Annotated in this window: 17 protein-coding genes; 7 read left to right on the top strand and 10 right to left on the bottom strand. The window is 36.7% G+C overall.

Features of this window, described 5'->3' with window-relative positions; all coding sequences use genetic code 11:
- Positions 1–70: 70 nt before the first annotated feature.
- Entirely contained in the window at positions 71–2,152 is a 2,082-nt protein-coding gene (locus KO521_RS17620; protein ID WP_215941220.1) for a TonB-dependent receptor family protein, read from the top strand.
- On the opposite strand, the gene KO521_RS17615 is transcribed toward KO521_RS17620, so the two are convergent.
- The gene (locus KO521_RS17615; RefSeq protein ID WP_215941219.1) at positions 2,149–3,699 is read right to left on the bottom strand and encodes a glycine--tRNA ligase; all 1,551 of its coding nucleotides are present in this window, start codon (positions 3,697–3,699) and stop codon (positions 2,149–2,151) included. The genes KO521_RS17620 and KO521_RS17615 overlap by 4 nt on opposite strands.
- Positions 3,700–3,736: 37 nt before the next feature.
- Positions 3,737–4,633, bottom strand: a complete 897-nt coding sequence (locus tag KO521_RS17610; protein WP_215941218.1) for a hypothetical protein — start codon at positions 4,631–4,633, stop codon at positions 3,737–3,739.
- Positions 4,634–4,689: 56 nt separating this feature from the next.
- Between KO521_RS17610 and KO521_RS17605 the strand changes: the two genes are divergently transcribed.
- Both KO521_RS17605 and KO521_RS17600 read left to right on the top strand, forming a co-directional pair.
- A complete protein-coding gene (locus KO521_RS17605) occupies positions 4,690–5,385 on the top strand; it encodes a ComF family protein (protein WP_215941217.1) in 696 nt (231 codons plus the stop codon).
- Between the two features lie 86 nt (positions 5,386–5,471).
- Positions 5,472–7,046 (top strand): Ig-like domain-containing protein, encoded by a 1,575-nt coding sequence (locus KO521_RS17600; protein ID WP_252730099.1) that lies wholly within the window; start codon positions 5,472–5,474, stop codon positions 7,044–7,046.
- On the opposite strand, the gene KO521_RS17595 is transcribed toward KO521_RS17600, so the two are convergent.
- From KO521_RS17595 to KO521_RS17585, 3 genes are read right to left on the bottom strand one after another with little or no spacing between them, the layout of a single operon-like run.
- The gene (locus tag KO521_RS17595) at positions 7,033–7,806 is read right to left on the bottom strand and encodes an amidohydrolase (protein WP_215941215.1); all 774 of its coding nucleotides are present in this window, start codon (positions 7,804–7,806) and stop codon (positions 7,033–7,035) included. The genes KO521_RS17600 and KO521_RS17595 overlap by 14 nt on opposite strands.
- An 8-nt stretch (positions 7,807–7,814) precedes the next feature.
- Complete coding sequence (locus KO521_RS17590) at positions 7,815–8,429, bottom strand: NUDIX hydrolase (protein WP_215941214.1); 615 nt, start codon at positions 8,427–8,429, stop codon at positions 7,815–7,817.
- A 9-nt stretch (positions 8,430–8,438) separates the two neighbouring features.
- Positions 8,439–8,912, bottom strand: coding sequence for an ankyrin repeat domain-containing protein (locus KO521_RS17585; protein WP_215941213.1), 474 nt, complete (start codon positions 8,910–8,912; stop codon positions 8,439–8,441).
- A gap of 417 nt (positions 8,913–9,329) precedes the next feature.
- On the opposite strand from KO521_RS17585, the gene KO521_RS17580 reads away from it, so the two are divergent.
- From KO521_RS17580 to KO521_RS17570, 3 genes are all read left to right on the top strand, one after another.
- The gene (locus KO521_RS17580; RefSeq protein WP_215941212.1) at positions 9,330–11,534 is read left to right on the top strand and encodes a PAS domain-containing sensor histidine kinase; all 2,205 of its coding nucleotides are present in this window, start codon (positions 9,330–9,332) and stop codon (positions 11,532–11,534) included.
- Positions 11,535–11,542: 8 nt separating this feature from the next.
- On the top strand, positions 11,543–11,953 hold the full coding sequence (locus KO521_RS17575; protein ID WP_215941211.1) for a response regulator: 411 nt from the start codon (positions 11,543–11,545) through the stop codon (positions 11,951–11,953).
- Positions 11,954–12,028: 75 nt separating this feature from the next.
- The gene (locus KO521_RS17570) at positions 12,029–12,421 is read left to right on the top strand and encodes a response regulator (RefSeq protein WP_215941210.1); all 393 of its coding nucleotides are present in this window, start codon (positions 12,029–12,031) and stop codon (positions 12,419–12,421) included.
- 10 nt (positions 12,422–12,431) lie between these two features.
- Here KO521_RS17570 and KO521_RS17565 read toward each other — a convergent pair whose 3' ends face one another.
- Both KO521_RS17565 and KO521_RS17560 read right to left on the bottom strand, forming a co-directional pair.
- The gene (locus KO521_RS17565) at positions 12,432–13,811 is read right to left on the bottom strand and encodes a DUF5689 domain-containing protein (RefSeq protein WP_252730098.1); all 1,380 of its coding nucleotides are present in this window, start codon (positions 13,809–13,811) and stop codon (positions 12,432–12,434) included.
- A 10-nt stretch (positions 13,812–13,821) separates the two neighbouring features.
- Positions 13,822–16,551: a TonB-dependent receptor gene (locus tag KO521_RS17560; RefSeq protein WP_215941209.1), complete on the bottom strand. Its 2,730-nt coding sequence runs from the start codon at positions 16,549–16,551 to the stop codon at positions 13,822–13,824.
- A gap of 121 nt (positions 16,552–16,672) precedes the next feature.
- Here KO521_RS17560 and KO521_RS17555 point away from each other — a divergent pair, with 121 nt between their 5' ends.
- Positions 16,673–17,719, top strand: a complete 1,047-nt coding sequence (locus KO521_RS17555; protein ID WP_215941208.1) for an endonuclease/exonuclease/phosphatase family protein — start codon at positions 16,673–16,675, stop codon at positions 17,717–17,719.
- A 59-nt stretch (positions 17,720–17,778) separates the two neighbouring features.
- On the opposite strand, the gene KO521_RS17550 is transcribed toward KO521_RS17555, so the two are convergent.
- The 3 genes from KO521_RS17550 to KO521_RS17540 all read right to left on the bottom strand — a co-directional run bounded on the left by KO521_RS17550 (position 17,779) and on the right by KO521_RS17540 (position 22,199).
- Complete coding sequence (locus KO521_RS17550; protein WP_215941207.1) at positions 17,779–18,372, bottom strand: 3-keto-disaccharide hydrolase; 594 nt, start codon at positions 18,370–18,372, stop codon at positions 17,779–17,781.
- A gap of 38 nt (positions 18,373–18,410) precedes the next feature.
- Complete coding sequence (locus KO521_RS17545; protein WP_215941206.1) at positions 18,411–18,851, bottom strand: hypothetical protein; 441 nt, start codon at positions 18,849–18,851, stop codon at positions 18,411–18,413.
- Between the two features lie 93 nt (positions 18,852–18,944).
- The gene (locus KO521_RS17540) at positions 18,945–22,199 is read right to left on the bottom strand and encodes a TonB-dependent receptor (RefSeq protein ID WP_215941205.1); all 3,255 of its coding nucleotides are present in this window, start codon (positions 22,197–22,199) and stop codon (positions 18,945–18,947) included.
- Between the last annotated feature and the right edge of the window lie 142 nt (positions 22,200–22,341).

Genomic DNA, 22,341 nt, shown 5'->3' with positions numbered 1-22,341 from the left:
AAAATAAGCATTGTGAGCCAAGAAGCCCGTTTAGTTTGCTATTTTTACCTCCTTCAAATAAAAGCCCTAAATGAAGTCGATTTTCGTAGTCTTTATATTTATTCTTTTCGTTCAGTTTACAAAAGCGCAAAATCCTGTAACAAAGGATAGCATAACCCAATTAGAAGAAATAGTATTAACGGATACTATTTTAGTAAAACAGGCAACAGGTATCGTACCCTCCTCTATCATTGGAGTAAAAAGCTTTCAAAATTACAGCCCTTCGGATATGGTCTCTGCCTTAAATCAAATTCCCGGAGTATTTGTTCTTTCCGGCGCGTTGAACACTAATAGAATTACCATTAGAGGTATAGGCGCTCGTTCACAATTTGGCACGGATAAACTTCAGCTTTATTATAATGACATTCCTTTAACCAATGGAACAGGAGCTTCAACTATTGAAGCTTATGATCTAGAAAATTTAATTGGAATAGAAGTCATAAAAGGGCCAAAAGGAACAGCATATGGAACTGGTCTAGGAGGTGCAATTATCTTACATTCCGAGGCATTTGCTAAAGAAACAACCCAAATTGAAAATAATTTTACCTTAGGCTCTTACGGACTTTTAAAGAACAGTCTTAGATTCTCCCATTCCGATACTAAACTATCTTTAATGGTCAAATACGGGCATATGGAAACCAATGGTTACCGTGACAACAATAGTTTTGAACGAGACGGGGTCTTAATCAGCACATCATATAAATTAAATTCAAAAAATAAGATTTCATTTTTAATAAACCACATTGATTATTCTGCACAAATACCAAGTTCCTTAAGTGCTTCTGCATTTAACGAAAACCCACAACAAGCAGCTTTCACATGGAATGCCGCACAGGGTTTTGAAGATAACAACTATACTCTGGCAGGATTCTCATATGATCATGAATTTAGTTCCAAACTAAAGAATACCACCAGCATTTTCTACACTTACCTTGATCATTATGAACCAAGACCGTTCAACATTTTAGATGAAATTACCAATGGTTATGGTTTTAGATCGCGTTTTCTAGGAAATTTCAGTTTTCTTCAAAGAAAAGCTGAATATACTTTTGGGGCTGAACTTTATAAAGATGAATACAATTGGGGCACGTTTGAAAACTTATACCGAGACAATAATGGTAACGGTAGTTTAATAGGGCAAAAATTAAGTGACAATAAAGAATTTCGCAGAAAATTTAACGGTTTTGGCTCATTAATGCTACCCTTAACGGATAAACTAAAAGCACAAGTAGGACTCAACATTAACAAAACCCATTATGATTTCAGAGACAGGTACAATACCGGTTCTGAAAATAAAAATGCCAAACGTAATTTTAAGGCCATTATTCTTCCTAGTTTAGATTTGAGTTACAATATTAATGCAGACCAAGCTATTTATGCTAATGTTAGTCGTGGTTTCTCCAATCCAAGTTTAGAAAGGTCCTTAACACCGGAAGGGGTTATAAATCCGGACATTGCTCAGGAAACAGGCATTAATTACGAATTGGGAGGCCAATTCAAATTCTTTGAGAACAAACTGCATTTAGATATCGCAGTCTACCGCATGGATATTAAAAACCTTTTGGTGGATCAACGTATAGGTGAGGACCAATACATTGGGAAAAATGCAGGAAGTACAAAGCACCAAGGTATAGACTCGGAATTAAGTTATAAATTCTCCATATCACCTAAACTACAATTAAGGCCGTTCGTGAATTATACCTTAAGCGACTTTAGTTTTGTTGAATTTATTGACGGCGACAATGACTTTTCAGGAAACCCTTTAACAGGTGTGCCCAAACATAGATTAAATTCTGGTCTTCAAGTGCAGATGAGAAACGGATTTTATTGGAACACTACCCATCAATACGTTGACAAAATATCTTTAACGGATGCCAATACTTTATATAGTGATGCATTTAATCTGTTGAACACCAAAATCGGATATAGAAAACAATTATATACCCGTTTCTCAATAGGGATTGATTTTGGTATCAATAATATTTTTGACACAAAATATGCTCAATCCGTATTGATAAATGCTACGGGATTTGGAGGCAGTGAACCACGTTACTACTACCCGGGAAACGGACGTAATTGGTACGGAGGTATTAAAATAGGCTTGAAAATTTAAGCTTCTTCCATTTTCATTAACCATCCTTTCATATCTACGGCATCATGAATAATCGATTTTAAATTCGATATTTCAACACGTTCTTGCTCCATAGAATCACGATGACGTATAGTTACCGTGTTGTCCTCTACCGTTTGGTGATCCACAGTTATACAAAATGGTGTGCCATTGGCATCTTGTCTTCTGTAACGACGTCCAACCGCATCCTTCTCATCATATATTACATTAAAATCCCATCTAAGGTCTTCAATGATTTTATGAGCAATTTCCGGAAGACCGTCTTTTTTTACCAATGGGAATATGGCAGCTTTGGTAGGTGCCAAAACCGCAGGTAATTTTAATACCGTTCTAGTAGTGCCGTTCTCTAGCTCCTCCTCTTTCAGAGAATTGGAAAAAACAGCTAAGAACATACGATCTAAACCAATCGAAGTCTCTAATACATAAGGCACATAGCTTTCTCTGGTTTCAGGGTCAAAATACTGTAATTTTTTACCTGAAAACTTTTCATGACTTGATAAATCGAAATCAGTTCGTGAGTGTATGCCCTCAAGCTCTTTAAAACCAAAAGGAAAACGGAACTCAATGTCCGAAGCTGCATCTGCATAGTGAGCTAATTTCTCATGGTCATGGAAACGATAGCTATCTTGCCCCATACCCAAAGAAAGATGCCATTTCATACGCTTCTCTTTCCATTTTTCATACCACTCTTGTTGCGTACCGGGTTTGATGAAATATTGCATCTCCATCTGTTCAAACTCACGCATACGAAAGATAAATTGGCGCGCTACAATTTCATTACGGAATGCTTTTCCTGTTTGAGCAATACCAAAAGGAATTTTCATTCTACCCGTTTTCTGAACATTCAGGAAGTTAACGAAAATACCTTGCGCAGTTTCTGGACGTAGGTAAAGATCCATAGCCGTTTCTGTAGTAGCTCCAAGTTTAGTGCCGAACATAAGGTTAAACTGCTTAACCTCCGTCCAATTCTTAGAACCGGACATTGGACAAGCAATATCCAGTTCCTCAATCAGTTTCTTAACATCTGCCAGGTCTTCTTTTTCCAAAGATTTACCTAACCTTTTTAGAATGGTAGTTGCTTGTTCCTGATAATCTACAACCCTTGGATTTGTGGCCAAGAACTGCTCTTTATCAAATTTATCACCAAAGCGTTTGGCTGCCTTGGCTACTTCTTTCTCTATCTTATTTTCAATTTTGGCCACATGATCTTCCACGAGAACATCTGCACGATATCTTTTTTTAGAATCCTTATTGTCAATTAAAGGATCGCTAAAAGCATCAACGTGGCCAGAAGCTTTCCAGGTAGTAGGGTGCATGAAAATTGCGGCATCAATACCCACAATGTTTTCATTGAGTTGTACCATGGCTTTCCACCAGTACTCCCGTATATTTTTTTTGAGTTCAGAACCGTTCTGTGCGTAGTCATAAACTGCACTTAATCCGTCATAAATTTCACTGGACTGGAATACGTAACCATATTCCTTTGCATGGGAAATTACCCTCTTAAAATCATCTTCTTGTTTTGCCATGCGGCAAAAATAGAATATTAGGGCAATGTCAGAAAATTTATTTTAGTTCAAATTCACTTGAAGATAGAAGTTTTTGGTTTTCAAAAACGTTCAACCTGTATACACCCTCTTCTAAAGAGCCTTGGGGCAGGGTAATGAAGTCACAAACATTAGTTTCTTCACCACTAAAAGTAAACTCTACACGTTTACTATAAATATTACCATTTACGGCAATGGTATTCGCATTATCCTCAATAACCCTCATATTAGGGCCTAAGAATTGAAAGTACACTACTTTTTCCGCATTAAGCTCATGACCATCTGCAGCCACGGTAACACAACCACGAAGTTTTTCTATAAGTGATGCCTTGTTGGTTTTAATAGGCTTTCCAGAACGTAATCTGAAACCGCTACCCTCCGTGTTCTGTAATGCTAAATATTTTTTTGACTTGAGTTCTTTGTTCAACTCGCTTATCTTCTTTCTTTGGAGTGCTTCCGCCTCTGCAAGTGAACTACTTTTTCCTCTAAGGACCTCTATCTGTTTTTTGGTTTCCTCATACTTATCGGAAAGAAGCATGTTATTATACCTCAAGAAATTGTTCTTAAGTTTTAAACTATCGTTTTTAGCTTCTAACCTTCGTAGTTCCGTTTTATATTCTCTAAGCTTTTCTACCGTAAAATTTAATCTACCCACGGAATCCAACAGTTGTTGTACTCTGTATTTTGAACTTTCCAGTTCTATTTCATTTACCTCGTTAAGTGCCGAAAGTCTATCTACATCAGTCTTCATTATAGTAAGATCCTTAACAAGGAGATCCTTTTCCTGCTCTAGATATACAATTTGACTTCTAGACTGGGCATAGCTATAATAAAATGCTATTAAGATACCTATGAGTACCGCAACCAAGGCAGTAAGTATAATTTTGTAGTTAAATTTAGTATCTTGAACGTCCATTGGGGCGTGTGGGGCTTTTAAGTAGCTTGCACGAAGGCAAAGGTTTGGTGTTTAAAATGTTAACAAATATACTAAATGATATCAATTCGATCTTAGCACCAAGGGTGTGTTTTGGATGTAATGCTCATTTAAACAGAGGAGAGAAACTCATCTGTACCACTTGCCGAAACGATTTGCCGCTTACCGATTATACTTTTAACGATGAAAACCCCGTTGACCGTATATTTTATGGTAGAATTAACATAAAAAAGGCAAGTTCAATGCTGTATTTTTCGGAAAACGGTATTGTACGTGAGCTTATTCACCACCTGAAATATAAGAATCAAGAACAAATTGGTACATTTTTGGGTGATTGGTATGGACAAATACTTAAAGATAATGGCGAACTTAAAAACGCTATAGATGTCATTATTCCTGTACCTTTACATAAGAAAAAACTTAGAAAAAGAGGATATAACCAAGTTGCTTCTTTTGCCGAAAGATTGGCATTTCACCTTAACGCTGAGTATGTAGATAACATTCTTGTTAAAACTGCAAATACCAAGACCCAAACCAAGAAAGGAAGAATAGGAAGATGGCAGAACATCAAAGACCTGTATATTTTGTCTGATCATAATGCTTTGAGAAATAAAAATGTTCTTCTGGTAGATGATGTTATCACCACAGGTGCTACCATGGAAAATTGTGCCAAAGTATTGTCTCAAGCACCAAATACCAATGTTTATATTGCAAGTATGGCCGTGGTACCATAAGTATGGAATTAAAGAAAATTAGTTGTTACTTTGTGCTATAGTTTAGTCTTATGATTCGCAGGTTTGTAACCTTTTTGTTTTTATTCATGATAGTTGCTGTTTTATGGCAATGTGCACGTAGAGGAAGTCCTAGCGGAGGTCCAAAAGACCTAACCCCACCTACGCTTTTAAAAACAGAACCAGATAGCATGACTACTAATTTTAAGGCTAGTCGCATTCGGCTTTATTTTGATGAGTTCATAAAACTTAAGGACATACAGGAACAACTCATAGTTTCGCCTCCTCTAAAATATCAACCGGACATCAAGCCCCAAGGTGCTGCCAGCAAATATCTTGAACTAAAATTTAAGGATACCCTTAGGGAAAACACAACTTACACTCTAAACTTTGGGCAAAGCGTTCAAGATAATAACGAGGGTAATCCCAGTAGCTTTCTAACTTATGTTTTTAGTACGGGAGATTATATTGATTCCCTAGATTTGACCGGAGCCGTAAAAGACGCCTTCAAGAAAAAAGCCGATGATTTTATTAGTGTAATGTTATATGAAATTGACACGGCTTATACTGATTCCACCATTTTTAAAAGACCGCCCAACTACATAACAAATACCCTAGACAGCGCGGTTATTTTTAAACTTAAAAACTTAAAAGAAGGTCAGTACAAGCTTTTTGCTCTCAAGGATGAATCAAAGAACAATATGTTTGATCAGAATGTAGATAAAATAGCATTCCTTAACGACACTATAAGCCTTCCTACAGACTCTACATACGTTCTTACTCTATTTAAAGAAGTCCCAAATTATAGTATGTCCGTTCCCAGTATGGTTTCTAAAAACAAGATTATTTTTGGTTATTACGGTGATGCCGATGATGTGGAAATAAAACCACTGACCACCATTCCGGACACTGTTAAAACCAAGTTATTGAAAGAAAAAGGCAAGGATACCCTAAATTTTTGGTTTACCCCTTATGAAATGGATTCTATAGTCTTTACGGCAACCAATGAGCGGTTGAAAATCATTGATACTTTCACTGTAAAAAACAGAAAAGTAGAGACCGATTCTATGAGATTGAATCCCAATCAGAACGGCTCACTTAATTTTAGCGACCCATTTTACATTTCTTCCACCACCCCCATCACCACTATAGATTCCACACTGATCTTTATGACCAACCAAGATTCGTTAGCGGTTGATTTTAAGACCAAGTTAGATACTATTGAGAATAAAGTTGATTTTGATTTCAACATTGAACCCAATCAGAGTTATCAATTAGATATACTTCCTGGAGCCATTACAGATTTTTTTGAGCAGGCAAATGATACCATATCATACTATTTATCTACGGGTAGCTATGCAGATTATGGCAACTTAAGATTTAACATTACAGGCGGCGAATACCCTTTAATAGTACAACTAACAGATGAGCAAGGAGAGCTAAAAAGAGAGGTTATAGCCACTGAACCTAAAGTATTTGAATTTAACAATCTTGAACCTTCCAAATACTTAGTGAGAGTAATTTTTGATACAAACGGAAATCAAAAATGGGATACAGGTAACTTTCTAAAAAAGCAACAACCGGAAAAAATTAGTTACTATCCGGATATTATTGAAGTGCGTGCTAACTGGGAAATGGAACAAACTTTTGTTATTCCAAACTAAAAAGGTCCCTGTCGTCCAAAAATTTTAGCTTATCACGAACGTCATCAATATGCTTTTTGGATAATGAAGCAGTTACCACTTCTTCTTCTTTCGTATATATCAAATCTTTGCCCAAAGCATCAAAAACTACAGAATGCCCGGGATATTTATGACCCACTTGGTCCGTGCCAATTCTATTTACCCCAATACAATACGTCATATTTTCTATTGCCCTGGCTTTAAGCAACGTGTCCCAGGCCGTAATTCTTGGCTCTGGCCAATTTGCCACATACAGCAAAACATCATATTCTTCTGTATTTCTTGCCCATACGGGAAATCGTAAATCGTAACAGATCATAGGACAAATCTTAAAGCCCTTATAGTTAACGATAAGTCGTTCTTTACCTGCTTTATACACTTTATCCTCACCTGCAAGCGTAAAAGTATGCCGCTTGTCATAGATAGATGTTTTTCCATTAGGTTCAACAAAAAGTAAACGGTTGGTATGCGCCCCATTTTCATGAAAAACTAGACTTCCAACTATAGCCGCATCTTTCTCTTTGGCTTTTTGCTGCATCCAAACCAGGGTTTGCTCTCCTTCTTCTTTTTCTATATTCTGGGGAGACATGGTAAAACCTGTAGTAAACATCTCCGGAAGTATAATCAAATCAACATTAGGAAGAATCGCTTTTATTTTAACAGCTAATGATTCTCTATTGGCTTGTGGATTTTCCCATACCAAAGATGTTTGTATTAAGGCTACGTTCAAAACTTTATCCATAGTAAAAATCAGTCAAAATATACATCCTTTAAATTATTGACAGCCATGGTGTGCAATTGCTTAAGTTGAGATTCTAAAATACGATCTTTTGAAAGTTCTGGTAAATTATCAATATCAAAAAAAGCAGCATCCTGCATATCAAAACCATGATTGAGTTCCCCTCCTATTAATTTGCAAAGAAAACACAGTTTATAAATGTAAAAAGGCTGGGGCGGATGCGGGTGTGATTGCTTGTCATAGACAGCTAACAGCCGCAAAACCTTAGTATCTAGACCTGTTTCCTCCTCTATCTCCTTTGTAACACAACTAGATGGAGGGAAGCCTACTTCTGCCCATCCGCCAGGAATCGTCCATTTACCGTCAATACTTTCCTTGGCCATTAAAACCTGATTTTTTTCATTTAAAACTAGCCCACGCACATCTACTTTTGGGGTGGGGTAATCAATAACGGGCATATAGAAATCCTTCAAAACAGGCAAAGGCCTATCGGCAACGTCGGAAATCAGCTCTAAGGCAATCTCTTTCAGTTCTTCGTACCGTTCACGATTATACTCATCCTCAGCGTAAACAAGACCAGTTTCCGCCAGTGCTTTTATACGTTTTAATCGTTCTAGCTGCTTCATTCTAATTCATTAATTGACATTATCCAACAATTCTATCAGTTCTTGAACACCCTGATTTTTTGCATGGGCCAATGCGGTATTACCTCTACTATCCTTAACCATTGTATCCGCACCGTTTTCAAGTAATAATTTGGCGATTTCAGGCCGATTGAAAGTTGCTGCATAAATAAGGCACGTTGCGCCCATAGAATTACGTTTATTTACATTGGCTCCCTTCTCTATCAGCATTTTGGCGACCTCAAAAAAGCCTTTAAAACAAACACCCATCAATGCCGTATTTCCGGACTCATCTACAGCATCTATCTCAGCACCTTTATTCAATAACACTTCAGCAGTTCCCACATGTCCGTAGTAGGTTGCCAAAATTAATGGTGTTGACCCCCTTGCATCAATGGTATTGACCAATTTAGGATTATCTTCCAATATTGAAGCCACGGCTTCCGTATGGCCCAAACGTATTTCATCAAAAAACATATCGTTCATAATAGCGTAGTGTCTAAATTACTTAAAGAAGATAAGGTAAAGTAAATACCTCTTTCTTTTTCATTCTATAAATTTAAACAAAAGAGCTACGGTATCTGTAATAGCGCTCTTCTTTTGTACATTAGATTAATTTTAGCTTCCAATATTTAAATTCATCCCTTGTTTTTCCTTTCAAAACAAATAGTTGGCATGAGGTAAAGACTGCTTTTTTAAGGACCTGGTGATTTTTAAAATTAAACACCGCTTGTTTGATGGACTACACATCATTAGGTTTCCAAGTACAAAACTTTTATTTAGTAATAGCTAAGTTTATTCTTCTGACAGATTTTTCGTATATTATTTCCTGGTATTCCATTAAATCATCTCAAATCTTACAATTCATAGTTAAATCCTATTTTTACAAAAAACAACAACACATTGCAAACTCTCTCTATTACCTCATTAATCAAAGATTCCCCAAGTGCAGTTGCTATTTTAGATAAGCAACTATGTTTTTCTGGTTACTCCAAAGTATGGTTAGATGAGTTCTGTCCAGGCTACGAATCCATAAGAGGTAAAAATTACTTTGATGTCCTGCCCGAGACACCCAGCAAATTAAAAGCAATTTTAGAAGAATGCTTAAACAAAGGAAAAGAGAGTCTCTCCAATAGTGAGAAATTCATTTATCCCAATGGTAAAGTACAATGGTTAAAATGGAAAATTAATGCTTGGACCAATGCTGATGAGAAAATAGGAGGTTTAATTGTACTTCTTGAAGATGTGACCGAAAGGAGTAGGCGTGAAGAACTTTATGAAAAAGCAGAGAGAGTAGGCAAAATTGGCGGCTGGGAAGTTGATATGACAACAAACGATGTATTTTGGACGGATATAACGAAAGACATCCATCAAGTTGCCGATGATTATCAACCTAATTTAGAGACAAGTATCAACTTTTACAAAAAGGGTAAAAACAGAGAGAAAATTACTAATCTTGTAACCAATGCAATTACGGAAGGGACACCTTGGGACACTGAATTAATTATCATTTCTGCCAAAGGAAACGAAATCTGGGTACGAGCAAAAGGCGAGGTAGAATTTTTAAATGGCAAGTGTGTACGGTTATATGGAACTTTTCAAGATATAACCGAAAAAAAAATAACGGAACTTAGTTTTAGAAAAGTAAGTGAACGTTTGGCTTTGGCCACCAAAGGTGCTAATGTTGGTATTTGGGAGTATGATTTACTCTCCAAAAAATTGGTATGGGATGACATCATGTACAGCCTTTTTGGAATTGAAAAAAATGTAGATGAAGTAACCTATGAAGATTGGCTACAGAGTGTTCATCCCGAAGACAGAACACGCAGCCACAAAGAGGTTAAAATGGCAATTGCCGGTGTAAAAGATTTTGACACTCAATTTCGTATTGTTTTGCCTAATGGTAAAATAAGGCATATTAAAGCTATTGGGGTAAGGCACGAAAATGCAGATGGACAAACAGTGAAAATGGTAGGAACCAATTACGATATAACGGAGTTGAAAAACACCCAACAGATGCTCCAAAAAAGTGAAGAGTCTTTTCACGGTGCTTTTGAAAACTCGGATACTGGAATGGCTATAGTAAATATTGATGGCTCCGTGGAAAAAGTAAACCAAAGTCTCTGTGTAAGCCTTGGATATTCAGAAGAAGAATTACAATCCATGAATTTTAAGGATGTAACCCATCCGGACGATTATGAAGGGGACGTTCATTTACTTAACGAGGTAATAGGAGGGAAAAGGTCTAGCTATAAATTAGAAAAAAGATACTTTCATAAAGACGGTAGCATTGTGTACGGCATATTAACAGCAACAGCAGTAAAGGATGCAGGCGGCAAACTTCTCCATTTTATTTCTCAAATAACGGATATATCTCCGCAAATAAAGAATGAAAAGAAGCTAACGCGTTTAGTGGACATTACTACGGAACAAAATGATAGCCTTTTAAATTTTGCACATATCGTATCCCACAACTTACGTTCGCATTCTAGCAACCTATCTATGCTTACCAATTTTCTTATGAAGGAAAATAGCGATAAAGAACGAAAAAATCTTTTAGACATGCTCCGTGGCGCTTCCGAAAGTCTTAATGACACCATACTACATTTAAATGAGGTTGTACAAGTAAAAGTTGGTTCTAATGAAAAGATGAAGAACATCAACTTATACGATACTATAAAAAATGTTGAAAAAAACCTAAGTCTAATTATTCAGGAAAAAGATGCGGTTTGTGAGATAAACATCCCAAAAAACCTAATGATTAGAGTTATACCTGCTTATTTGGATAGTATTGTATTAAACCTATTTACAAATAGTCTAAAATATAGTTCTCCAAAAAGAAGACCATTAATTGAAATTACCGCTGAAAAAAGGGAGGATACCATATCAGTTTCATTTAAAGATAATGGCTTAGGCATTGACCTAACCAGAAATAGAGATAAGCTGTTTGGCATGTATAAAACTTTTCACCGCAATAAAGACGCTAAAGGTATTGGTCTTTTCATTACAAAGAATCAGATTGAAGCCATGAATGGAAAGATTGAAGTGGAAAGCACTGTAGATATAGGTAGTACTTTTAAAATATACTTTGGAAAACCATTAACATAATAAAGAATATGATTGTAACTAAAATTAAAAGTGTCTGCATTATAGATGACGATCCAATTTTCATTTATGGTACAAAGCGTATCATGAACGAAGTAGATTTTACAGAAGAAATTGTTGTGTATAATGATGGGCAACAAGCTATAGAAGGGTTAAAGGCAATGACCGCAAAGGGAGAAGAACTTCCTTCTATGATTTTTTTAGATATTAATATGCCCATAATGAACGGATGGGAATTTTTAGACGAATTTGTTCAAATGCCAAATAATAACAGTGAAGAAATTATCATATACATCATAAGTTCTTCTGTTGACCCGCGTGACATTGCCAAAATACAAGAATATGAGATTGTGAATAATTATATCCTGAAACCCATTTCAATAAACGATCTTCATAATATTCTTCAAAATATTAGCAGCTAAGGGTATTTTTTTGCTTTTAAAACCGTTTGGATATAACAAATAACATTTAGTCCTAACCATCCTACCTAAGTATACATGAAGAACTTTAGCAAAACTTGTATTGTAGATGATGATGCAATAGTTGTTTTTAGTATAAAACGTGCCATGCAAGCAATGGAGTTTCCTGTGGAACCTCTTGTTTATGAAAATGGCCTTGATGCAATTGAAAGTTTTCAGCAAATGATTGCCGAAAATATGGAATTACCATCTCTCATATTAATAGATATTAACATGCCTGTTATGGGCGGATGGGACTTTATTTCGGAAATGCGCGGTATTTGGCCTAAAGATATAAAAGAGCCAACCGTTTATATGATGACTTCTTCCATAAGCCCACAGGATATTGAAACCGCAAAAGCATTTAATTTGGAGAACAACTATCTCATTAAACCTATATACGCAGAAAAGCTACAAAGTATTTTAGCTTAAAGAATAGCCACTAGTTTCTATTTCTTGGAGAAAAGTCATCAGGAGCTATTTTTGGTTGCTTAATTGTTCCCGCCTCGCCACTGTCATTAGCGATAAGCCATTCCTCAATTACGTAAACTGCGCTCCCTTTTAGGATTTCTGATTTCCGTAAGGCTCTACCATCCTCAAACTCATGATTTGTAGCAGTTCCATCTTCGCCAACAACTCCAAAAACGTCTATTATAGCTCCAAAAGGGTCTACCAATTGTAAATTATCATCTCCATTTGAATCTGCCGGACTGTTCGTACCTACACCTAAATCCGGAGCAAACCCATAAACAATTTCAAACTCCTCTGCATTTGGCGAAATCACAACAAAATCATCTGCTTCAATAGTTAAGGTAGATAAATCTATTTCTGAGCTAACCACTGTATTTGCGTTGGTATAGCGTTTCAATTTCCATCCTTTTAGACTTAAGTCTTCCATAGATGAGTTATAAAGCTCCACAAATCTTGCCGAAGCATTATTATCAGGGTCTGCCAGTTCAGAAATAAATATATTATCAGAAGTAAACTCATCTACTAATTCAGCACAACGTTCTTTGCTGAAATTGATATCCGCAGTGCTGCGAACGCTGATCATGTAATTATTATTCTCTCTCAATAATACACCTGTTAAATTCCCTCTTCCTTCTGGAAGAAGCTCAGACTGAAAATCTGAATATCCGCTATTTAATAAGGCAATCTCGTTATCATCACAATCTATTAAGATACGTTCTGTCTCCTCCCCTACTTCAGCAAAACTTAGCCCCACCTCTTCCTCTTTAATCTCCACATCGGTAATTGTGACTAAGGTATTGGTCAATTCTTCCTTTATATCATTTATAGTGATTTTCGTAGGCTCAATAGGTGCTTGAGCATCGCAAAATTTGAAAATGTGCTCAGCTACTATAGCCGCGGGCAATCTGCCTACGGAAACATTCCCAAAAGAAGTGAAAGTAGCGCCCAGTTTAAATATGTCCTTACTTTTACCCAGATACAATCCTTTAAGTTTGATTTTTATTTTTGTTCCCACGGGATAAAACAAATGAGAATCGCGAACATCTATTTCTATTTGAAAACCTTCGGTTGGAGCTATAGCTTTATCCTGAAAATATAACACACTAAAAAAGTTTCCATCACTATCCGACGAAATAACGTAACCTTCAATTATCAAATCATCCTGAATTTGAAAAGTATTCCCTTTGTAAAGATTTTTAACCTCTGTATACGTTGTATTGGCTACCAATCCCGAAACACAATTATCCGGTGGCACATCATAACTACGGCTCTTTACACAACTATAGAAACATATGGTCATAAGGACTGTAAATCTCAAAAGCAATCTTCTATAATTAAAGTCTCCCATCATAATCAATGTCTTAAAAACTATAGGCTAAATTCAAAAAATAGGTGCGGCCATAGCCATACCAATACTTGGGTGCAAAAGATGGTGTTCCACTTAGATTATCTTGTTTAAACTGACCATAATTACCATTCCTACTTTGTTCATAGCCGCCAGTTCTATATACCGCATCGAACAGATTATTTACACTTGCAAAAACACTTATGTACTTACCCTTTTTCAACCAAGACTTACCCCCTACTAAATTTAGCAGATAGAAATTGTCCATTGGTTCTTGAGCTAGAGCTTTGTTAATATTTTCATCTGTGGCATCGGCAAAAGGAAGATTTGTCTCCGGATCCAAATAAAAACTTTTTGTTCTTGTGATGGTTGAGATATTTGCATAGTTGTTCGCCAAGTAATTTGTTGTTGCACTTACCCACCAATATTTAGGGTCGCGATACTCCACGCCAATCGCATAGGCTTGCTGTGGACCCTGAGCCAACTTGTAATCTTTGACCTTGGCAACTCCTAAATCAACTGTTCCTTCTAAATTAATAAGCTCTTCTTCCCTTCCTGCCGTATCAAAATTGATTGCCACGTTAGGGTTACTAGCATATACATACTTTCCTATAGCTGCTACAGCGGTTAATTTTACCGTAGATGACAATTGATAATCGAGACCTAATTCCGTGCCCATATGAAGCTTATCCAGACCCGTGAGCACTTCTTGAACAAAGTCCGATCCAATACCGGTATCAACAAAAAAGAAATTTACATCCGTTGTGTTTTGAAAGCGGGTATAGAAACCTGTAAGCCTCCCTGTCAATTTTGGAAGGCGCAAGTAATAATTAAGATCTAAAGGGGTAATTATTTCATTATTTATATCAGGAACGACCGTATTATTTTCCCTAGGGTTAATAAAAACATTTTGAAGAACCGGAGGCCTCTTCGCGAATGAACCGTGAGCGGACAGCCAATGCCTCTCCGTTAGTTTATAGGTGAAACCAGATTTACCGCCAAACGTGTTAAAACCAATAGTTTCACTTTCACCCAGAGAATCATCCGCATAACGCTCATTCTTAAAAAGTCCTTTTCGCTGGTAATTGGTCGTTGCATATTTTCCAGATATAAATGCGCTCCATTTATCTTGATTGTACCTAAATTGAAAAAATGATATAAACTGATGGGCATTCATCCGGTATCGATAATTGAAAATATCATCTTCGGTCTTTTCCACCTTACTATTAGTGTCGTTTAATGTATCTGAGAAAGGATCAATATCCAAATGATAATCCGCTCCTATTAAATCATTGATTCTTGCATAGTTTTCTGAACTCAGGTTTTTATACGTGATGCCAAAATCCATTAAAAGGTTATCCGTCAATATTAGATTCCCTACGGTATTTAAGCTCATTTGAGTATCATTTGCCACATCATCATACAAGATATAAGCTGCCCGCCCTTTTGAGTTGGCAATATAAATCTGACTCCAGTCCATCTGAGGGCTATTTAAAAAACCTTCTCTTGAGGTATTCGCGCTAATAAAGTTGGCTCCCACTGGACTGTTCGTATAAAAACTTGGTAAATATCTATAATATGTTGGGTCTGGATTTGGTGCATTGTAATATCCCAACCTACTTCTAGAATTATTACCAAACTGGTATGCTGCACCCGTGTTTAGATTAAACTTGTCCGAGTTAAAATAGTAATTGAACATCAAAATAGGTTCTGCTATTTTTCGCTCTCTTGAATTTCTAATACTACCTTCTTGATCCCCCCAATAAGGATTGTACTTCTTACCTACTAAATCAAAGACTTCCTCAGTAATCGCAGAGGAACGCCCCCTTCTATTGGATGCCCACAAGGCTGTAAGATTTAGGCTGTTTTTCTCGTTAAATTGATATTCTAAAGCACCGAAAAATGAAAATGCATCATATAACGTTCCATCTATATACCCTTGTTTGGCCCACCTTCTTGATCCCGAAACACTATAAGCCAAACCGTTTTCCTGAACCCCTGATGTATAGGTGGCCATTAACCTACCTGCATAGGTTCTATTGGAGTATGAAGTTGATAAACGCGTTCCCGGGCGTAACCCAGAAGGCCTTGTATCTACATTGGTATTGCCAAGAATACCACCAAAAGTATAGTCTGATGCCTCTAGGCCATTCGTGAATTGCTGATTTCTGGTTACGTCGTTCATTCCTCCCCAATTATTCCATTGCGGTCTACCGTCGTAGAACTTGTTCATTGGTATGCCATTCAAAAGAACCGTACCGTTTTGTGAATCATAACCACGAACACGAAAGAACGCTTGACCAAAATCAAAAGCGGCTCTATTGAGAAATAAATCTCTGGTGGCTCGTAACAAACCGGATGAATTTGAACTAACCTCATCATCCAGCAGCTCCGAATCGCTCAACATAATGATATTATCGGACTGTTCAACTTGAATATCCCGTTCCAAGAAGAGTGTTCCTAAATTAAGACTTGAATTCTCAACAGAAATAGGCAAACGTTTTATAATATAATCAGCAGCCTCTATAGATAAAATATACGCTCCTGAATTTGGTATGTTAATAGTAAACTTCCCATCGTTATCCGTTTGTTCAGAAATTAAAAGACCTTCTACGTTGATTTTAGCTTTTACAATAGGTGTTTTGGATCGAAGAGAAAAAATTTCACCTTCAACAGAATAGCTCGTTTGAGCCCATACGTTTGTTTGCCATAAGAGAAAAAAGATGGCGAAAAAAGAAAATCGCATTAACGGGGGTTTAATGGTCGGTGAACTCAGACAAGATATCGAAAACTTAAAATGACTTGCAAAAAACCCCTACAAAATCCATCGTTTTTTCGTTAATTGACATTTATATCTATCTGATTCTATGAAAATTAGACTTACTATACCTTTTCTATTACTCACATTTCTAGCAAATTCACAGGAAAACAAATCGTATAGAATACGCACAATTGCGTTCTACAATCTTGAGAATTTATTCGATACTGAGAATGATACCCTTATTTTTGATGATGACCGGACACCTGAAGGAAAAGATCATTGGACTAAAGAACGTTACCTTAAAAAGCTTGATAACCTTTCGCGCGTTCTCTCGGAAATTGGGAAAAGCGCAAGTAAGACATCACCAGATATTATTGGTATATGCGAAGTTGAAAACCGCAAGGTTATTGAAGATTTGATCAATCACCCTAACCTAATTACCAAAGATTATGGTATAGTTCATTATGACTCACCGGATGAACGCGGTATAGACGTTGCCCTGCTTTATAAGAAGTCCGTATTTCTACCCACCTCTTCCGCTAGCCGTAGATTGTTACTGATCAATGACGATGATGAAAGAAACTATACAAGAGACCAGCTCATAGTAGGAGGTCTATTAGATGACGAGCAACTATTCTTTATGGTCAACCATTGGCCCTCCCGAAGTGGTGGCGAAGCAAGAAGCAAACCTAATAGGATGGCAGCGGCAAAACTTAGCAGACGTATTATAGATTCTTTACAACAGTTAGATTATAATGCCAAAATTATAAGTATGGGTGATTTTAACGACGACCCCAATAATGACAGTTTCAAAAAAATACTAAAGACTGTTGGGAAACCGAAGGAACTGGAAAAACAAAGTCTTTTTAATCCAATGGAAAAACTCTATAAAATGGGAATAGGTTCTTTAGCGTATAGGGACAAGTGGAACCTATTTGATCAAATCTTCTTCACCGAAAACTTACTACATCCTAAAGAAGGGAATTACAAATTTTGGAAAGCCACAGTGTTCAACAAACCCTATTTAATAGCCAAAAAAGGCCAATATAAAGGATATCCACAAAGGACGTATGCGGGCGGAAGTTATACCGGCGGTTATTCAGACCACTTTCCTGTATATATGTATCTCATAAAACCTATGGCGGAAAAATGAAAAGGACCTATGAACATTGACATGCCAAAAGGTCCCTTTTATAGTTTAAGACCAAAGAACTATTCCAATTCTTTAATTTTAATATTTTTCCACTGTACTTTAATACCTCCACCATCATGAATCTGTAAAATTACAGAGCCCTCACCAACACCCACTATTTTATCGGTTAACGTTACCATTTCGGTACCGTTAAGCCATGAGGTAACATTATCTCCCTCTACACGTATTTTCATAGTGTTCCAGTCACCCATTTTCAGAGCTTTGTCTTTTTCAGGTGCAGGTTTCACCAACCAATGCCGGCCATAAGACTCATATATACCACCCGTATCAAAACCAGGAGGTGCAACTTCTACCTGCCAACCGCTAACCGTAGTTCCTTCTACTGTAGACCTAATGAAAACTCCACTATTGCCATTCGCCAATTGCTTAAAATCTAAGGTTAACTCAAAGTTTTTGAAATGTTTATCGGTCGCTAAATATCCATACTGCTTATCAGGTCCGCTTTCGCAAACCAAAAGACCATCTTCTACGTACCATTGTTCGGTTCCATAGACAGTCCATCCTTCTAGGTTTTCACCATTAAAAAGTGTCTTTTCTTGGGAAAATAGAAATGTCGTAAAACATATACAGGCTACTACTAACAGCTGTTTCATGATTCTTATTTGAGTTCATACATTGCTAAGTTCAGTCCTTAACCCAGCCATTTACTCCATGGTATACGGCTAAGAATCAAAATTAGACCAAGACCATAGAAAATAGCTATGCTCTTGAACTTTTTATTCCCTTCCATAAATTTCTTGTGCCGAGACCAACCAACGGTAATCAAAACGATGGCAATTATATTAATAAAAGGATGCTCTACGGCCAATAATCTTGATGCAGAGTTAAGGCCTCCCATTCCTAATGCCTGAATAGCCTGTAGACCACTTGGAGAAATAAAGTATAATATTAAGCCTACCAATAGCTGAATATGAGCTAGAATTAAGGTAAAGAGGCTTAAACGAAAATCTTTTTCCATCGTAAACATTTTATTACCCGCCAACCCCATAATAGCATTGGCAACCGCAAAAAATAAAAGGGCCAAAACAATATAGGCCAAATAAGAGTGGACAACCTGAATAACTTCATACATAATAGATATATTTTAAGGCTTAAATGTACTGATTTTTGATTACAAAAAAACCCTGCCATCTGGCAGGGTTTTTAAAATTATGAGCTTGTATTCTTATTTAAAGATATAACGAACACCTATCTGTGCTTGCCATCTTGAACTCTGAATACCAGAATCATCTATCTGCTCTATTCTATCAATAGTAGATGGGTTAAATGTAAACTGAGGCGTGGTACCATCAGCTTCCAACCCTTCAAAGTCAATTAAAGATACAGAATCAAAATTTCCTACTGTTTTTAAAACACCCCAATTCTTATTCAAAAGATTGGTGAAATTAAATATATCAAAAGAAAGTTGAAGTGTATGTTTTTTGTTTCCTCCAAAATTCATAGAGATATCCTGCAGTACCTTTAAATCTACGATATGACTCCATGGACCTCGATCTGCATTTCTATCTACATACTCACCTTTTCTAGAGGACAAATATTCATTGTTATTAATATATCCGTTTAAAGCAGACCATTGTTCAGCTACCGGAACGATAACATTATCATCACCATCAACGATATCTACTAAATTAATATCCGTACTATTAGCAGGAACATAAATCAAAGCATTATCACGAGAATCATCATTAAGCAAATAATCTCCATTTGGAGTTCCATAAATATATGAGAACGGACTACCATTAACACCTTCATAAAACACCCCTAATGTTGTTTTAAGATTGTCATTCCACTTAAATTCATAAGATGCATTAGCTGAAATTCTATGACCTTGAGCAAAGTCTGAAGTAGCAACACGCAACCTTGAGTTCTTACCATTCACAGTTTGAATACCTCTCCACTGAGAACTATTTTGTGAAGAAGTACCTTCAAAGATTACATCAGAATCTCCGTAGCTATATGATACTTGACCGGCAAAACCATTTTGGAAAGGCTTTCTTAAAGTGAAAGAGGCGTTATAAGAACTTCCATCACCTGTATTTGAAGCTAAAATAATTCTATCATAAGTACTGTCTATATCTCCACCTGAATAAATAGGTCTACTATCACCTGATCCCGTAAGATTTCCTATAGGGGAAGGAACATTTAAGTTTTCATAATAAATAGCATTAATATTGTCGTTCCAAAGGAAATCTGCAGAAGCTACCAAATTCCAAATCGGTAATTTTTGATCCACTGCTATATTCAATTTCAAAACTTGCGGTAATTTGAAATCCGGAGCAAATAAATCTATATTTCCACCAACTTCCCCAGTTCCCGGTTGTGCTCCTACTGGTTGAGTATTTACATCAGGATTGAAAAGAGGTGTTTCTGTAAACCAAGAACCCTGAAAAGTATATCCGCCGGTAACACCATTGTTATTATATGTTCCGCCAGGCCATACTAATGGTAATCTTGAAGTGAAAATTCCTATCCCACCACGAATCTGTGTACTTCTATCTCCTTTAACATCCCAGTTAAATCCAGCACGTGGAGATAAATAAGATGAAGTAGATACCTTTTTACCTACTTCTGCTCCTTGTAAATTTTTTCCAGCAGCCTCAAGTAACGGTATTGTTCTAGTATTAAAATCTTCATTAACCGAACCATCTTCCCAGAAAGGCGTGTCCAACCTCAAACCAAGTCTAAATTTGAAATTATCGGTAAACTGAATTTCATCTTGAACATAAAAACCCATTTGAAAAACAGAAAACTCGGAAGCACCTGAAGAAGTATCACCAACTCCATCACTAATTAAGGAATAACCTCTTTGGTAAATATTAGGTCGCTCACCTGTCAAAAAGTCATTGAGACTATTATATTCATAATTACCATAATTAGAAGCGAAGAACAAATTCTTGGCCTTAGAGTATTCGTTGTGTGTTCCAACAGTTATTGTGTGTCTACCTGAGTAAATTTCAAAATTATTGGTAAGGGTCAAAATATTTTGATCTAACAAATTAGCTGTTGAGAATCGCTCACCACCAACTGTTATATCACTACCGCTAGCACCATCATTTATATCAATGTAAGGAAAAGGGCTTCCATCTGGATCACGATCATCTTTAACCGATGTATATCCTAAAATAAAACTATTTGAAAACTTATTTCCAAAACGCGAGTTAAGCTCTAACGAAGTGGTATTTGTTGTTGTCTTGAAAAACTCAGAACCATTAATAAAACCTATATCATTATTATCAGATGTCCTAGCTTCAAGATTCTCTCCACCAACATAACTATGTTTTAATGATAGTTTATGGTCATCATTAATGTTCCAATCAATTTTAGCAGTCAATTTATTACTCTCAAGCGTACGTGTGTTATTATCATACGAGCCCGGATCATATCCGTAACTGTTTATAAGAAATTCTCTTAACGTATTTAAGTCGTTCGCAGAAGAATTACCACTGTAATTATTAATATTAAAAGGCTGTGGTGTTTCATCATTTTGTCTTTCGTAATTAACGAAATAGAAAAGCTTGTCCTTTACAATTGGCCCACCAATTCTAACCCCATAGGTCTGAGCTGTAAAGTCATTAAGCTTAGTTCTTTCACCGTCACCAGCAGATTCTACTGGAGTTTTCCCAGCTAAATCCTGACTTCTGTAGAAATAGTATGCCGAACCTTCAACTTCATTTGTACCTGATCTAGTAATCGCACTAATAGCACCACCTGAAAATCCTGAAATCTTCACATCAAATGGAGCAACACTTACTTGAAATGACTCAATTGCGTCTACTGAGAATGGATTTACACCTGTTTGACCTCCGTTAGTTCCAGATCCAGCTAACCCAAATACATCATTGTTCACCGCACCGTCAATATAGATTGCATTGTAACGGTTGTTTTGACCAGCAATTGAAATTGAAAAGCCATCGTCTCCTTCCGATATTTGTGCTTGTGGTGTTAACCTAACGAAATCCGCAATAGATCTTGAAGCTGATGGTACAGTAGCAATATCCCTTTGATTAATTCTAGTTGAAGCACCAGTCTTATCAGAATCAAAAACTCCCGTTGGACTGGCCGTTACAACCACCTCATCCAATTCAGTAGAAGACTCAGCCATTTCAGCACTAATCCTTACGGTTTCACCAAGGTTAAGAAAAACCCCTGTTCGTTCAAAGTTATTGAATCCTACGTACGAAATAGTAACTGTATAAGGACCACCAACTCTCATGTTCGATATTCGGTAGTAGCCATCAAAATCCGTCGTTGCACCATACTTAGTTCCCGAAGGCGTATGAATTGCGATGATATTGGCCCCAAAAAGTGGCTCATCTAGATTGTCTGTTACTTGACCCCCCAGTGAAGATGTTGTAACACCTTGTGAAAAAGCCATTGCCGTCATAAGAAATGCGACATAAGCGAAATAAATCTTTTTCATTTGTTCAGTTTTTACGTTTTCTCAATTTGCTGCAAAAGTGCGGCGTTTTAGGCTTGCGAATGTTAAGTAAAGGTTAAATAACATTTTCGCAAATGTACTATATGAGCGCGTAACTCCTCTTAAAAAACAAGAAATTCCGCCA

The sequence above is a fragment of the Zobellia uliginosa genome (assembly GCF_018860745.1).
Classification (GTDB): Bacteria; Bacteroidota; Bacteroidia; order Flavobacteriales; family Flavobacteriaceae; genus Zobellia; species Zobellia uliginosa_B.
The sequence above is the reverse complement of the archived record's forward strand: the minus strand, read 5'-3'. Positions and strand labels throughout refer to the sequence as shown.